Source organism: Pseudescherichia vulneris (genome assembly GCF_902164725.1).
Taxonomy (GTDB): Bacteria; Pseudomonadota; Gammaproteobacteria; order Enterobacterales; family Enterobacteriaceae; genus Pseudescherichia; species Pseudescherichia vulneris.
This window is the reverse complement of sequence record NZ_LR607338.1, coordinates 1119681-1134840: the sequence shown is the minus strand read 5'-3', so window position 1 is coordinate 1134840 and position 15160 is coordinate 1119681. Positions and strand designations below refer to the sequence as shown.

10 protein-coding genes and 1 tRNA gene are annotated in these 15160 nt (G+C 59.3%); 3 read left to right on the top strand and 8 right to left on the bottom strand.

The window, feature by feature from the left end:
• Positions 1-105 precede the first annotated feature (105 nt).
• Positions 106-200 (bottom strand) — tRNA-Sec (locus FN633_RS04635).
• Positions 201-487: 287 nt separating this feature from the next.
• On the opposite strand from FN633_RS04635, the gene FN633_RS04630 reads away from it, so the two are divergent.
• Both FN633_RS04630 and yicI read left to right on the top strand, forming a co-directional pair.
• Positions 488-1882 (top strand): glycoside-pentoside-hexuronide family transporter, encoded by a 1395-nt coding sequence (locus tag FN633_RS04630; RefSeq protein WP_154056901.1) that lies wholly within the window; start codon positions 488-490, stop codon positions 1880-1882.
• 12 nt (positions 1883-1894) lie between these two features.
• Entirely contained in the window at positions 1895-4213 is a 2319-nt protein-coding gene (yicI, locus tag FN633_RS04625; protein WP_154056900.1) for an alpha-xylosidase, read from the top strand.
• Between the two features lie 15 nt (positions 4214-4228).
• Here the strand turns inward: yicI and FN633_RS04620 are convergent, their stop codons facing one another.
• The 7 genes from FN633_RS04620 to gmk all read right to left on the bottom strand — a co-directional run bounded on the left by FN633_RS04620 (position 4229) and on the right by gmk (position 13384).
• A complete protein-coding gene (locus FN633_RS04620; RefSeq protein ID WP_154056899.1) occupies positions 4229-5908 on the bottom strand; it encodes an AsmA family protein in 1680 nt (559 codons plus the stop codon).
• Positions 5909-6028: 120 nt separating this feature from the next.
• Complete coding sequence (gene xanP, locus FN633_RS04615; protein ID WP_042393379.1) at positions 6029-7420, bottom strand: xanthine/proton symporter XanP; 1392 nt, start codon at positions 7418-7420, stop codon at positions 6029-6031.
• Between the two features lie 103 nt (positions 7421-7523).
• Positions 7524-9605, bottom strand: a complete 2082-nt coding sequence (gene recG / locus FN633_RS04610; protein WP_154056898.1) for an ATP-dependent DNA helicase RecG — start codon at positions 9603-9605, stop codon at positions 7524-7526.
• Positions 9606-9609: 4 nt separating this feature from the next.
• Positions 9610-10299 carry a tRNA (guanosine(18)-2'-O)-methyltransferase TrmH gene (trmH, locus tag FN633_RS04605; RefSeq protein ID WP_154056897.1) on the bottom strand — a complete coding sequence of 230 codons (690 nt, stop codon included), beginning with the start codon at positions 10297-10299 and terminating at the stop codon, positions 9610-9612.
• Between the two features lie 4 nt (positions 10300-10303).
• On the bottom strand, positions 10304-12412 hold the full coding sequence (gene spoT / locus FN633_RS04600; protein ID WP_042393373.1) for a bifunctional GTP diphosphokinase/guanosine-3',5'-bis pyrophosphate 3'-pyrophosphohydrolase: 2109 nt from the start codon (positions 12410-12412) through the stop codon (positions 10304-10306).
• A gap of 18 nt (positions 12413-12430) precedes the next feature.
• Positions 12431-12706 carry a DNA-directed RNA polymerase subunit omega gene (rpoZ, locus tag FN633_RS04595; protein WP_144818380.1) on the bottom strand — a complete coding sequence of 92 codons (276 nt, stop codon included), beginning with the start codon at positions 12704-12706 and terminating at the stop codon, positions 12431-12433.
• A gap of 54 nt (positions 12707-12760) precedes the next feature.
• Positions 12761-13384: a guanylate kinase gene (gene gmk, locus FN633_RS04590; protein ID WP_154056896.1), complete on the bottom strand. Its 624-nt coding sequence runs from the start codon at positions 13382-13384 to the stop codon at positions 12761-12763.
• A gap of 256 nt (positions 13385-13640) precedes the next feature.
• On the opposite strand from gmk, the gene ligB reads away from it, so the two are divergent.
• Positions 13641-15160 (top strand): NAD-dependent DNA ligase LigB (gene ligB, locus FN633_RS04585; RefSeq protein ID WP_154058829.1); only part of this gene is annotated, 1520 nt, incomplete at its 3' end.

Genomic DNA, 15160 nt, shown 5'->3' with positions numbered 1-15160 from the left:
TATCCGATCTGATAACAAGGTCTACTGTCAGAGAATGTAATTGATAGTAAGTGCAGATATTGCAGGAGATTTTACTTGGAAGAGTGCAGTTCAAAAGAAGCAAACTGGCGGAAGATCACAGGAGTCGAACCTGCCCGGGGCCGCTGGCGGTCCCAACTGGATTTGAAGTCCAGCCGCCTCACCGGAGACGACGATCTTCCGCGCCTGCATTGCTACATGGAGGCGGGCGCATTATAGCTACTTTCCTGCCTTTACACACATCTATTAGCGCTTTTTTCACTATCCCGTTTCGTTGCCACCCGCCGTTTTAGTTAAAACCCCATAATTTCCGCAAGTTACAATCAAATCCGCCAATTTAGCCTACCGCGATCACAGAAAACAAGAATCGTAATTTGATAACCAGAAAACGGAATACCCGCGCCAGGAGGGATGGTTTACAACGACGTCAACCGGTCTCAGAACGCTTTGTTACTGAAGGATAAGAAAAATGAACAGTCAGGTTATTTCTGTAAAGGAGAAGATAGGGTACGGCATGGGCGATGCCGCCAGCCATATCATCTTTGATAACGTCATGTTGTACATGATGTTTTTCTACACCGACATCTTTGGTATCCCTGCTGGCTTTGTTGGCACCATGTTCCTGCTGGCCCGCGCGCTGGACGCCATCTCCGACCCCTGCATGGGCCTCATCGCTGACCGTACCCGCAGCCGCTGGGGCAAGTTCCGCCCGTGGATTTTGTTTGGCGCTATCCCCTTCGGTATCGTCTGCGTGCTGGCCTACACCACGCCGGACCTCAGCCACAACGGCAAGCTGATCTACGCCGCCGTGACCTATACGCTCCTCACGCTGCTCTACACCATAGTCAATATTCCTTACTGCGCCCTCGGCGGCGTGATCACCAATGACCCGACCCAACGCATCTCGCTCCAGTCCTGGCGCTTCGTGCTGGCGACGGCAGGCGGCATGCTCTCCACAGTGCTGATGATGCCGCTGGTACATCTCATCGGCGGCGAGAATAAAGCGCTGGGCTTCCAGGGCGGCATCGCGGTGCTCTCGGTGGTGGCGTTCCTGATGCTCGCCTTCTGCTTCTTTACCACCCGCGAGCGTATCCAGGTGCCACCGAGCACCACGCCGATGCGGGAAGACCTGCGTGATATCTGGAACAACGACCAGTGGCGCATCGTGGGCTTCCTGACGCTGCTAAACATCCTCGCGGTCTGCGTGCGCGGCGGGGCGATGATGTACTACGTCACCTGGATCCTCGGCCAGCCGGAGGTGTTCGTCGCCTTCCTCACCACCTACTGCGTCGGCAACCTGATCGGCAGCGCGCTGGCGAAACCGCTCACCGACTGGAAGTGCAAGGTCAGCGTCTTCTGGTGGACCAATGCGGCGCTGGCGGTGCTGAGCGTGGCGATGTTCTTCGTCCCGATGAGCGCCAGCCTGCTTATGTTTGGGTTTATCTTCGTGATTGGCGTCCTGCACCAGCTGGTGACGCCGATCCAGTGGGTCATGATGTCCGACACCGTCGACTACGGCGAGTGGTGCAACGGTAAACGCCTGACCGGGATCAGCTTCGCCGGCACGCTGTTCGTGCTGAAGCTGGGCCTGGCTCTTGGCGGGGCGGTGATCGGCTGGGCGCTGGCGGGCGGCGGCTACGATGCGGCGGCAAAAGCGCAGAATGGCACCACCATCACTATCATCATTGCCCTCTTTACCCTCGTGCCGGCGGTCTGCTATCTGCTGAGCGCCATTATTGCCAAACGCTTCTACACCCTTAAGACCCCATTCCTCACCGCCATGATGCAGCAGCTCGCCGTGGGTGCGCGCCGCAATCAGCAGGCGTTTGATCAGGAATCGATCGGCAAAGAATTAACGCATTAAAAGGAACAGAGCATGAAAATCAGTGATGGAAACTGGCTTATTCAACCCGGACTTAACGTCATCTCTCCGGTGCAGGTCTTTGACGTGGAGCAGCAGGGCAGCGAGCTGCTGATCCACGCCGCCCCGCGTGACGTGCGCGAGCGGACGTGGCAGCTGGATACGCCCCTCTTTACCCTGCGCCTCTTCTCCCCGCAGGAGGGCGTGATCGGTGTACGGATGGAGCACTTCCAGGGTGCGTTGGATAACGGCCCGCACCACCCGCTGAACCTACAGTCAGACGTGGAGGTTGAACTGCAAAACGACGAGGCGTTCGCATCCCTGACCTCTGGCAATCTCACTGCGCGGGTAACCAAAGGTGAAACCTGGTCGCTGGATTTTCTGCGCAGCGGCGTGCGGATCACTGGCAGCCAGCTGAAGAACAGCGGCTACGTGCAGGATGCGCATCATGGAAAAAATTACCTGTTCGAGCGGCTGGATCTCGGCGTCGGGGAAGCGGTCTACGGTCTGGGCGAGCGCTTTACCGCCCTGGTGCGCAATGGCCAGACGGTGGAGACCTGGAACCGCGACGGCGGCACCAGCACCGAGCAGGCGTACAAGAATATTCCTTTCTACCTCACCAATCGCGGCTACGGTGTGCTGGTGAACCATCCCGAGTGCGTCTCCTTTGAGGTGGGATCGGAGAAGGTATCGAAGGTGCAGTTCAGCGTTGAGGGCGAGCATCTTGAGTACTTCGTAATCGACGGCCCGACGCCGAAGGATGTTCTGAACCGCTATACGCAGCTCACCGGTCGCCCGGCACTGCCGCCCGCGTGGTCGTTTGGCCTCTGGCTCACCACCTCGTTTACTACCAACTACGACGAGGCCACGGTAAACAGCTTTATCGATGGCATGGCCGAGCGCAATTTGCCTCTGCACGTCTTCCATTTTGACTGCTTCTGGATGAAAGCCTTCCAGTGGTGCGATTTTGAGTGGGACCCGGTGACCTTCCCGGATCCAGAGGGGATGATCCGCCGCCTGAAGGCGAAGGGGCTGAAAATCTGCGTCTGGATCAACCCCTACATCGGCCAGAAGTCGCCGCGCTTTAAGGAGCTTAAGGAAAAAGGCTACCTGCTCAAACGCCCGGACGGCTCGCTCTGGCAGTGGGACAAGTGGCAGCCGGGGCTGGCCATCTATGACTTTACCAATCCCGAAGCCTGCCGCTGGTACGCCGACGAGCTGAAGAAGCTGGTGGCGATCGGCGTTGACTGCTTTAAGACCGACTTTGGCGAGCGCATCCCTACTGATGTTCAATGGTTCGACGGATCCGATCCGCAGAAGATGCACAACCACTATGCCTATATCTACAACGAGCTGGTGTGGAACGTACTGAAAGAGACGGTGGGTGAACGCGAGGCGGTGCTGTTTGCCCGCTCGGCCTCGGTGGGTGCACAGCAGTTCCCGGTTCACTGGGGCGGCGACTGTTACGCCAACTACGAGTCGATGGCGGAGAGCCTGCGCGGCGGGCTGTCGATTGGTCTCTCCGGATTTGGCTTCTGGAGCCACGATATCGGCGGCTTTGAGAATACCGCTCCGGCGCATGTCTATAAACGCTGGTGCGCATTCGGGCTGCTCTCCAGCCACAGCCGCCTGCACGGCAGCAAATCCTATCGTGTACCCTGGGCCTATGACGAAGAGTCCTGTGACGTGGTGCGCCACTTTACCCAACTGAAGTGCCGGATGATGCCCTACCTCTACCGTCAGGCAACGCAGGCCCGTGAGCAGGGTACACCGATGCTTCGGGCAATGATGCTAGAGTTCCCGGACGATCCCGCCTGCGACTACCTCGACCGTCAGTATATGCTCGGCGATGCCGTGCTGGTCGCGCCGGTCTTCTCTGAGGCGGGCGACGTGCAGTTCTATCTGCCGGAAGGGCGCTGGACGCATCTGTGGCGCAACGATGAGCTACAGGGCAGCCGCTGGTACAAACAGCAGCACGACTTTATGAGCCTGCCGGTCTATGTGCGCAACAACACGCTGCTGGCGTTGGGAAGTAACGACCAGCGGCCTGACTATGCGTGGCATGAGGGAACCGCCTTCCAGCTCTTTGCTCTTGAAGAAGGGTACGAGGCCATCTGTGAGGTGCCGGATGACGACGGCGCGGTGATGTCTACCCTGGAGGTGAAGCGTGAAGGCAATACGCTGCGCGTAGTGAGCTCCGGCGAGGCGCAGCGCTGGACGCTTTGCCTGCGCAACGTGCAGAAGATTGGCGACGTGACAGGCGGCACATCCGCTGGCAGCGAGTGGGGCGTGGTGGTGAGCGCCGAAAGTAATACGCTCACCATCGAGCTGTAGTTACTGCACGTATAGTTACTGCACGATTTCGCCGTTGCGCATCGTCTGAGTGAGCTGCTGCTTCATCACGTCGATCGCTTTCAGCTCGCCGTTCACGGTCGGCTTCAACGGTGCCTCGGCGCTAACCCTGCCGGTGGCGGTGAGCTGGATATTACCGCCGCCGGAGAGGGGTAGCGCAGGCCAGCCCCACTGCTGCAAAATACTGAGCGGAATGCCGCGCCCGTTGAGGTTAACGTTCACCTGCCGCTCTGGCCCCTGCGAGACGGTCGCGGTCCCTTCCAGCAGACCCTGGCCGGTGAAGGCGCTCAGTTCGCTGATGTTGATCGTGCTGCGGTCGGCGGCCAGCGCCAGCGAGGGGCGACGAACGTCGACGCGGTTAAAGGTCGCGGCGGCGGCGTTGAGCTTGGCGCTGCCGCCCCACACGCCCCACTGGCGATCCCGCGCCAGCTGCAGGTTCGCACCATAGCCATCCAGGGCGGTGATCTGCCACGGAAACGCAGGATCGATGTCGATCACCAGGTTACGGCTGGCGCTAAACCTTTTCAGCGTCACGCTGTTCAGCCAGCCGGGAAGCTGCTCCATCCACAGCTGTTTCCAGTTAGCTGGCAGGGTATATTCCAGACCCGCCAGCGCCGTGTCGTCCAGCACCAGCGCTTTACCGTTCCGCAGCCAGTTGCCCGAGGTACGCACCATGCCACCCTCCCAGCGGGAGGTAAACTGGCGCAGCGCCATGCCCTGCGGAGAGAATTCGGCGTTAAAAATCGGATCGGAGAGGTGCAGTGAGCCAAAGATAAATTCGCTGGCGTTCATCGAGAGTCGGCCATCCTCGCTCTGCCAGTCGCCTTTCGTCAGGGTCAGGCTACGAGCGCTGAGGTCGAGATCGGTCACCGCCCAGTCCGGCCCCTGCAGGCGGGCATCGGTTACTTCGAGGCGGCCTATTTGCAATGAGGGCAGGGTAGTCAGCGGGGCGAAGAACTCGGCTAGGGATTTATCGCTCTGCAAACGAATGTCGTTCAGGCGCAAGTTATCGACAATCCAGCCCCCGTCGGCGGTGCGGCGGGCCGTGCCGGTGAGCGATCCGCGCGCCATATCCGCGCCGATGGTGCTCAGGGTCACGTCGCTATTATCAATACTGCCCTGAATCAGCACGTTGCTGACGGGAACGCCGTTCAGCGTCATCGAGCCAGCGCTGAACTGGATCTGCGCTTTGCTGCCCATCACGTTGCCCGCTATCGGCTCCCAGGGCGTGATACCGCCGGTTACCCGCTGGGCGCTAAGATCCCAGCCGGTAGCCGGGCTGTTGAAGGCCATATCGCTCAGCAGCAGTCGGTCGGCCTTGAGCGGCAGCGGCGCGGTGGCGGGGGAGAGGTTGAGCGTTCCATCCTGAAGCAAAATAGTGTCCGCGTGCAGCGGATCGGTGAACTGACGGCTGCTGAAGCCAATGTCTACGCGCTTCGCTTCCAGCGTCGCGGGCTGGTCTTTGCGGCCAAATTTGACGTTCGTAAGCAGCAGATGGGAAGGCGAGGAGAAACGGTGATCGGCGGCGTCAAAGGCGAGGTGATAGTCGGTGTTGCTGCTGACCCACTTGCCAACCTGTGTTGCACCCCAGCGCGTCTGAACCAGAAAATAGCAGGCCACAATCGCCAGCAGCAGGGCGATCGCGATGTAGAGCAGCATTTTTCCAATCAGTTTCATGGTCTTCCTTCCCGATGAGCATACAAGGAGTTTATGCACGATTTGTGCGCAATGCTCAAGGAGGGAATGGTGAGACAGTGTTACGGCGACAGCGGGTGAATACCGCTGCCGCAAGGGGCGTTAGTTCTTCTCAGGCGGGAAGACGAGGTTGAGCACGATAGCGGTAATACCGCCAGCGGCGATGCCGGAGGAGAGCAGGTTTTTCAGCCAGTCCGGCGCAAACTGCAGGATCAGCGGCTGCTGGGAGACGCCGAGGCCAACGGCCAGCGACAGGGCGATAATCATAATCGCACGGCGGTTCAGCGGCTCGCGGGAGACGATACGCACCCCGGAGGCAGCGATAGTGCCGAACATCACCAGCGTCGCGCCACCGAGCACCGGCTCAGGAATGTGCTGAACGAAGCCGCTTACCGCCGGGAACAGGCCGAGCACGATCAGCATCAGCGCCACGATAAAACCGACGTAGCGGCTGGCGACGCCGGTCAGCTGGATAACGCCGTTGTTCTGGCCGAAGCAGGAGTTCGGGAAGGTGTTGAACACCGCTGATACAAAGGAGTTCAGGCCGTTAGCCAGCACGCCGCCCTTCAGGCGCTTCATATAGAGCGGACCGGAGACCGGCTGCTCCGAGACGTCGGAGGTTGCGGTGATATCGCCGATGGTTTCGAGGGAGGTGATCATAAATACCAGCATCAGCGGCAGGAGCAGGCTCCAGTCGATGCCCAGACCGTAGTAGAGCGGGGTCGGGATCATGATCAGGTCGCTGCTGGTCGGGGCGCTGTTTTGCGGCAGCATGCCCATCCACCAGGCCAGCAGGTAGCCTACCGCCATGGCGATCACCAGCGAGGCCACGCGCAGGTAGGGATTACGCTGGCGGTTCAGCAGGATGATCACTGCCAGTACCACGCCTGCCAGCAGCAGGTTTTTTGGTGCGCCGAAGGTATGATCCGCCATCGCACCGTAGCCACCGCCGATGGAGGTCAGGCCAACCTGAATCAGCGACAGGCCGATAATCATCACTACCACGCCGGAGACCAGCGGGGTGATCACCCGGCGAGCCAGGTGCAGCACGCGGGAGATGACCATCTCGGTGCAGCTCGCCAGCATCAGGGTGCCGAACAGCGCCGCCATCATCGTTGGGACGTCCGCGCCGCCGGTTTTCAGCGCCGTGCCGCCCATGATCAGCGGGGCAACAAAGTTAAAGCTGGTGCCCTGAATGGAGAGCAGACCTGAACCCACCGGACCCCAGGCTTTAATCTGGATAATCGAGGCGACGCCAGAGGCGAACAGCGACATGCTGATAATGTGCTGCGTATCCTGGGCAGGCAGGCCGAGTGCCTGGCAGATCAGCAGTGCCGGAGTGATGACCGCAACAAACATCGCCAGCAGGTGCTGGCAGGCGGCAAAAAGGGTTTGCGCCAGCGGCGGACGGTCTTCCAGACGGTAGATCAGTTCGCTGTTGTGTGGCTGCGCAACCGGTTGCGCATTTTCAGACTCGACGGTGTTAACGGACATCTCAGGCAATTCCACGGTGGAAAAGCGGGCATTTTAGCTGAGCGACCCCGAAAAGCAAACGATTGCATTTATAAATTTTACAAGGTGTTTCTGAGAGGTATTATCAGGCGTTGGAATAACGCTCGGTTTCCGGCATCCAGCGCTCGATCAGCGCTGCGGCCTGCTCCGGGTAGCGTTCGTGAATATGCCGGGCGAGACGCTGTACTTCGGGGATCATCGCCCGGTCACGGAGCAGGTCGGCGACCTTAAACTCGGCATTACCGGTTTGGCGGGTTCCCAGCAGCTCGCCGGGGCCGCGGATCTCCAGATCTTTTTGCGCAATCACAAAGCCGTCGTTGCTGTCGCGCAGGACCTGCAAACGCATCTGCGCCGTTTTCGAGAGCGGGGATTTGTAAAGCAGCACGCAGTGGGAGGCAACCGCACCACGGCCAACGCGGCCCCGCAGCTGATGGAGTTGCGCAAGACCCAGACGCTCCGGGTTCTCGATGATCATCAGGCTGGCATTCGGGACGTCTACGCCTACTTCAATTACCGTGGTCGCCACCAGCAGATGCAGCTCGCCCTGCTTGAAGGCCTGCATTACCGCCTGCTTCTCGGCGGGCTTCATGCGGCCATGGACCAGGCCAACATTCAGCTCTGGCAGGGCCAGCTTCAGCTCCTCCCATGTGGCTTCAGCGGCCTGCGCCTCCAGCAGATCGGACTCTTCAATCAGGGTACAGACCCAATAGGCCTGGCGACCTTCGTTGGTACAGGCATGGCGCACGCGCTCGATAATCTCGCCACGCCGCGTATCAGCAATTGCCACGGTGGTAACCGGAGTACGCCCCGGCGGCAGCTCGTCGATCACCGAGGTGTCGAGATCGGCATAGGCGGTCATCGCCAGAGTGCGGGGAATTGGGGTGGCGGTCATGATCAGCTGGTGCGGATGAAAGCCCTGCTGCTGACCCTTCTCCCGCAGCGCCAGCCGCTGGTGGACGCCAAAGCGGTGCTGCTCATCGATGATCACCAGTGCCAGACCGTTAAACTGCACCTGCTCCTGGAAAATGGCGTGCGTGCCGACCACCATCTGCACCTGGCCGCTGGCAATTGCCTCCTGCTGCGCAAGACGAGCCTTACCCTTCTGCTTGCCCGCCAGCCAGCCTACCTGAATACCCAGTGGCTCAAACCAACTGCGGAAGTTGTTGGCGTGCTGCTCGGCCAACAGTTCGGTGGGTGCCATCAGCCCCACCTGCTTGCCGTTGGCAATGGCGCGCAGCGCGGCCAGCGCGGCCACCAGCGTTTTGCCCGAGCCAACATCACCCTGCACCAGGCGCATCATCGGAATATCCAGCGCCATATCGCGCTCGATCTCTGCTGTAACCCGCGCCTGGGCGGCGGTAGGCTTAAACGGCAGGGCCGCCAGCAGCTGATTTTTTAACGTATCGTTGGCCTTCAGTGACAGAGCGTGGAACCGCTGCGCCCCGGCGCGCAGTGCCAGCATGCTGAGGTTATGCGCCAGCAGCTCTTCAAGGATCAGGCGGCGCTGGGCAGGATGCTGGCCAAGCTCTAAGTCGTCCAGCTGTAAGGTCGGCGGCGGACGATGCAGCGTGCGCAGCGCCTCCGGCAGGCTCATCATCCCCTGCGCCAGCTCAGGCGGAAGCAGCTCCGTGATAGCGCAGGTGTCGAGCAGATCCAGTGCCTGATCGGTCAGCTTACGCAGCGTTCCCTGCTTGATACCTTCGGTGGTCGGGTAGACCGGGGTGAGGGTCTCCTGCATCTCCGGGGTGCTGAGATCGCCCTGAATGCGGTACTCGGGGTGGATCATCTCCGCGCCGTACTTGCCACGCTTCGCCTCGCCGTAGGCCAGCACACGGCGGCCTGGCGAGAGACTATTTTTCATCGCCGCGTTGAAGTTGAAGAAGCGCATGGTCAGGATGCCGCTGCCGTCGCTGATCTGGCAGGTCATCATCCGACGCCCGCCGAAGGTCACGTTGCTATTAAGCACTTCACCTTCGACCGTGGCATAAACACCCGGTAGCAGGTCAGCGATAGGATAGAGATGGGTGCGATCTTCATAGCGCAGCGGCAGATGCAGGAGTAGATCCTGCACGTTCACTAAGCCGATTTTGGCCAGCTTGCTGCTTTGCGCCGCGCCAACGCCGGTTAAAGAGCTGAGCGGAACAGCATCGAGCAGTTTGCCTTGCATAATCTTACCTGCTTGCCTGCATGGTGGACCACCACGCGGCGTCGGCTTCGATTTCGCCCTGCGCGTTAAGGTCGGGATAGGGCAGCCCTTTCTGCTTCGCTACACGGGCCAGCACCGGGTAACTGCCTTCAAACAGCAGTCGATGCTGGTCGTCATCATCTATGGTGCTGGTATCGCGAGCGTACATTCCGGCGTTCTGCCGCTGGCGCTGTGCCTCATAGAGGATCAGCGCTGAGGCGACCGAAACGTTAAGCGACTGCACCATACCGATCATCGGAATGATGATGTCCTGGTCCGCCAGGTCCAGCGCCTCTTGGGTGATACCGGTCTTCTCCTGTCCCATCAGAATACAGGTGGGGCGGGTATAGTCGATATCACGGAAATCTACGGATTTTTCAGAGAGATGGGTAGCCAGCACCTGCATCCCCTGACCTTTCAGATGCCCGACGGCATCGGCAATGGTGCGGTGCGTTTTAACCTGTACCCAGCTGTTACTTCCCGCAGCGGAGGAGGCCATGATGCGCATCCGGTTTTCCGGCCAGACGGCGTGGACTTCATGCACGCCGACGGCATCGGCGGTGCGAATGATTGCCGAAACGTTATGCGGCTTATGGACCTGCTCCATGCAGACGGTGAGATCAGGCTGGCGCCTGGCAAGCATCTCACGTATACGCGCATAACGTTTCAGAGTCATAGGGCTAGTTTCGGTTACGGGTGACCTTGATCACGTCCGGCAGCACGCGGATTTTGCGCATGATATTCGCCAGGTGCACACGATCGCGGCAGGTCAGGCGGATAAAGGCGCTATAGACGCGACCATCTTTCTCTTCCGTATTCAGGCTTTGAATATTGGAAGAGGCGGTGTTGATTGCCGCCGTCAGGTTTGCCAGGGCGCCCTGATGGTTGAACATATCCACCTTGATCTCGGTGATAAACTCCTGCGCCGTCTCTTTATCCCACTCGACCGCCATAAACTTCTCGGGCTCTTTCTGGTAGCCACGGATGTTACGGCAGGACTCATGGTGGATCACCAGCCCTTTACCAGGGCTGACGTGCGCAATAATAGGGTCGCCGGGGATCGGACGGCAGCATTTCGCAAAGGTGATCAGCACCCCGTCTGCGCCCTTAATCGGCAGATGACCATGGCTCGGTGTGGTAGACACAGCGGAGGCTTCGCCCTGCTGTAGATTTTTCGCTACCACCACGCTCATGGCGTTACCGAGGCCGATTTCCGCCAGCAGATCGTCAAGGGAGACAAGCTTCATGCGCACCAGCTCGCGCTGGATATTCTCAGACGGGATCTCCGCCAGCTTGCGGCTACCGCCGAGGGCGTGATTCAGCAGACGACGGCCCAGGCTTACCGAGTCATCGCGCTTGAGGTTTTTCAGCATCTGGCGGATTTTGGCGCGCGCTTTCGAGCTCACGACAAAGTTAAGCCAGGCAGCGTTGGGGCGTGCGCCCGGTGCGGTAATAATCTCTACCGTCTGCCCACTCGCCAACGGCTGTGACAGCGGGTAAGGCTGCCGATCGACGCGTGCGCCCACGCAGGCGTGACCGATATCGGTATGCACCGCATAGGCGAAGTCGACCGGCGTCGCACCGGCAGGCAGCTCAACGATGCGCCCTTCCGGTGTGAAAACGTAAATCTCATCCGGGAAGAGATCGGATTTAACGCTTTCGATAAATTCAAAGGAGCTGCCTGCGCTCTGCTGGAGCTCAAGCAGGCTCTGCATCCAGCGCTGGGCGCGGATCTGTGCGGTAGTGCTGCTCTCGCCGTGCTCTTTATAAGCCCAGTGTGCTGCAACCCCCATCTCCGCCATCTGGTCCATATCTTCAGTCCGGATCTGCACCTCAACCGGCACGCCGTGCGGGCCAATCATGGAGGTGTGCAGAGACTGATAGCCGTTCGCTTTCGGAATGGCGATATAGTCCTTCATGCGTCCTGGACGCGGCTTGTAGAGGCTGTGCATCTGACCCAGCACGCGATAGCAGGTGTCGAGATCCTCAACAATCACCCGGAACGCATAGATGTCCATGATCGAGTGAAAACGCTGCTCTTTCAGCACCATCTTGCAGTAGATGGAGTAGAGATGCTTCTCGCGACCGCTCACGCGGCAGGGGATACCCGCCTCCTGCAAACGCCCTTCGATCTCCGAGAGGATCTTTTGAATCATCTCTTTACGGTTGCCGCGCGCGGCCTTGACGACTTCTTTAATCACGCGGTAGCGGTTCGGGTGCAGCGCTTCAAAGCCCAGCTCTTCCAGCTCGGTTTTAATGTGGTGGATACCTAAGCGGTGCGCCAGCGGACTGTAGATTTCGAGGGTTTCACGGGCGATGCGGCGACGCTTGTCCGGGCGTAGTGAGCCCAGGGTGCGCATGTTGTGGGTGCGGTCAGCAAGCTTGATGAGAATGACGCGGATATCCTGCACCATCGCCATGATCATCTTGCGAAAGTTTTCGGCCTGGGCCTCTTTCTTATCGCGGAAATTCAGCTTATCAAGCTTTGAGACCCCTTCCACCAGCTCGGCCACGGTTTTGCCAAACAGCTGCTCCATGTCCTGGTAGGTGGCGGGGGTATCTTCAATTACGTCATGCAGCAGCGCAGCCATCAGCGTTTCGTGGTCGAGTTTCATCTCGGCCAGAATACAGGCTACCGCTACCGGGTGCGTAATGTAGGGTTCACCGCTTGAACGTGTTTGGCCCTCGTGAGCGTCACGTGCAACGAGATACGCCTGCTGGAGACGTTTGATCTGGTCTTCCGGCAGGTAGGTGCGAATCAGTTGATTCAGGCTTTCAAACAGATACAAGGGTGACCTGCAGCGTTATTAACGACGACCTTCAGCAATAGCGGTGACGGCCTGTAACTCAGCGGCTTCCTGCTCTTGCTGCTCCTGGCGCTCACGTACGTCGAGGATCTGATTGGTAATCAGACCTTCTTCGATTTCGCGCAGCGCGATAACGGTAGTTTTATCGTTCTCTTCCGCTACCAGCGGATCTTTACCGCCAACCTGCATCTGACGAGCGCGACGCGCGGCCACCAGTACCAGGTCAAAACGGTTACCAATTTTCTCTACAGCGTCCTGAACAGTTACGCGTGCCATACTTAAAGTGCTCCACAGATGAAGAAATGACTGGGCATGATACTGAAACCCGGTTCAATCTGCCAATAGTTTGCTGATTAAAGCGTCATGTCGCTGCATTTGGCGGCCCATGCGCAGACGTTCAGCACGGATGATGGTCTTCATATCGCTGATAGCGGTATCAAAATCATCGTTCACAACCAGATAATCATATTCGGCGTAATGGCTCATTTCTGCAACTGCCTGGGCCATACGCTTGGCAATCACCTCTTCGCTATCCTGGCCACGACCGCGCAGGCGGCGATCCAGCTCCAGCTTTGACGGCGGCAATACAAAGATACTGCGCGCCTGGGGCATTTTTGCGCGGATCTGCTGCGCGCCCTGCCAGTCGATATCGAGGAAGACGTCTACGCCCGTAGAGAGCACCTGCTCAATGGCGGCCAGGGACGTACCGTAGTAGTTGCCAAACACTTCCGCATGCTCAAGGAACGCATCGTTGTCAATCATGGTCTTGAATTCGTCATGATTCACAAAGAAGTAGTGTTCACCGTGCACTTCACCGGGACGCGGCGCGCGCGTGGTATGTGAAACAGAAACCTGGGTGTCGTACAACGGTTGGGTCTTTAACAAAGCCTGAATCAGGCTTGATTTGCCCGCGCCGCTAGGGGCGGAAACGATATAGAGCGTGCCTTGAGCCATGAGTATCTTTATATGTAATGAACGAACGGAAATGTCTACATACGTGCCTATTATACACGTCGGCACCCTTTAACGTAGTTTTTGTCACATTTTCGCACGAGATTATTGCATTTTGCGCACTCTCTTCCTGATTCACCTCTCGTTTGCAGCAACGATTTAAAAAGCGCTGAAGCCGCCTCGCAGCGTGCCGTTTTGCCATTCGTCAGCCGGTTCGCCGTGCGGTATACCGTGCTGGTCGAGGTAAGGGAGACAGAATATGTGGAAACGTAGAGGATTGGCGCTCGGCTTAACGATCTGGAGCTGCTACAGCACGGCGGCCTGTCCGTCCTGGTCGCCCTTTCGGGCACAGCTGGAGATCGCCCGGCTCCAGAGGCAGGTCGCCCAGTGGAACACGGCATACTGGCTAGAGGGAAGCAGCGGGGTGAGTGATGCGGTGTACGATCGCCTCAGCGATCGGCTGGCGCAGTGGCAGCGTTGCTTTATATCCCAGCCGCTGCCCGACGTCTCAGCACCACCTGTGCGTGGTTCGGTGCCGCATCCGGTGATGCATACCGGGGTGCGCAAGCTGGCGGACAAGTATGCACTCAGGCGCTGGATGGGCGACCGCCGTGAGCTGTGGGTACAGCCTAAGGTTGATGGCGTGGCGGTGACGCTGGTCTACCGCAACGGGCGGCTAGCAGAAGCCATCAGCCGTGGCGATGGTCGCAAGGGGGAGCCGTGGACCGAGAAGGTGCGTCTTATTCCTTCCCTACCTGAACGGCTTACCGGGCCGCTGGCCAACAGCGTCCTGCAGGGCGAGATCTATCTGGCGCGTGATGGTCATATTCAGCAACGGATGGGTGGCATCAACGCCCGCGCAAAGGTGGCGGGCGCGATGATGCAGCGGGAGAACTCCCCCTTACTTAATGAGCTCGCGCTCTTTATCTGGGCCTGGCCGGACGGCCCTGCTGCGATGGAGCAGCGCCTAAAGCTGCTGAGCAAAGCCGGGTTTAACACCAGTGCGCGTTTTAGCCTGCCGGTGAAAAATGCCGATGAAGTCGAAACCATCCGCACCCGCTGGTTCACCTCCCCGCTGCCCTTTGTCACCGACGGGGTGGTGATCCGCGCGGCGAAAGAGCCGACGGGCAAGCGCTGGCGGCCCGGCGAGGGTGACTGGGTCGTGGCCTGGAAATACCCGCCCGCTGAACAGGTTGCCGAGGTAACCCATATCCGCTTTGCTACCGGGCGCAGCGGCAAGATTGCCGTAGTGGCGGAGCTTGAGCCGGTGCAGCTGGATGACAAAACGGTGCGTCGGGTGAACCTTGGCTCTGTCCGCCGCTGGCAAGAGCTCGATATCGCGCCAGGCGATCAGGTTCAGGTGAGCCTGGCGGGCCAGGGTATCCCGCGCATTGACCGGGTGATATGGCGTAGCCTGGCGCGCGACAAACCCGAGCCGCCGCCCGCACATTTCAATTCGCTTACCTGCTTTTATGCTGCACCCGATTGTCAGACGCAATTTTTCGCCCGGCTGGTATGGCTCAGCTCGAAGCCGGTGCTGGATATTACAGGTCTGGGCGAAGCGAGCTGGCGGCTCCTGCATCAGGCGCATCGCTTTGAGCATATCTTCTCCTGGCTGGCTCTGACCCGACAGCAGCTTGAGAACACGCCGGGACTGAGCGCAGCCAGAGGGCGGCAGATCTGGCATCAGTTCAATCTGGCCCGAGAGCGACCGTTTATCCGCTGGGTGATGGCGCTGGGTCTGCCGCTCACACAGGCCGCGCTGAGGTTCTCAAGCGG

Coding starts and splice junctions, on each gene's coding strand:
- FN633_RS04630 (WP_154056901.1), top strand. CDS start 488: ATGAACAGTCAGGTTATTTCTGTAAAGGAGAAGATAGGGTACGGCATG.
- yicI (WP_154056900.1), top strand. CDS start 1,895: ATGAAAATCAGTGATGGAAACTGGCTTATTCAACCCGGACTTAACGTC.
- FN633_RS04620 (WP_154056899.1), bottom strand. CDS start 5,908: ATGAAACTGATTGGAAAAATGCTGCTCTACATCGCGATCGCCCTGCTG.
- xanP (WP_042393379.1), bottom strand. CDS start 7,420: ATGTCCGTTAACACCGTCGAGTCTGAAAATGCGCAACCGGTTGCGCAG.
- recG (WP_154056898.1), bottom strand. CDS start 9,605: ATGCAAGGCAAACTGCTCGATGCTGTTCCGCTCAGCTCTTTAACCGGC.
- trmH (WP_154056897.1), bottom strand. CDS start 10,299: ATGACTCTGAAACGTTATGCGCGTATACGTGAGATGCTTGCCAGGCGC.
- rpoZ (WP_144818380.1), bottom strand. CDS start 12,706: ATGGCACGCGTAACTGTTCAGGACGCTGTAGAGAAAATTGGTAACCGT.
- gmk (WP_154056896.1), bottom strand. CDS start 13,384: ATGGCTCAAGGCACGCTCTATATCGTTTCCGCCCCTAGCGGCGCGGGC.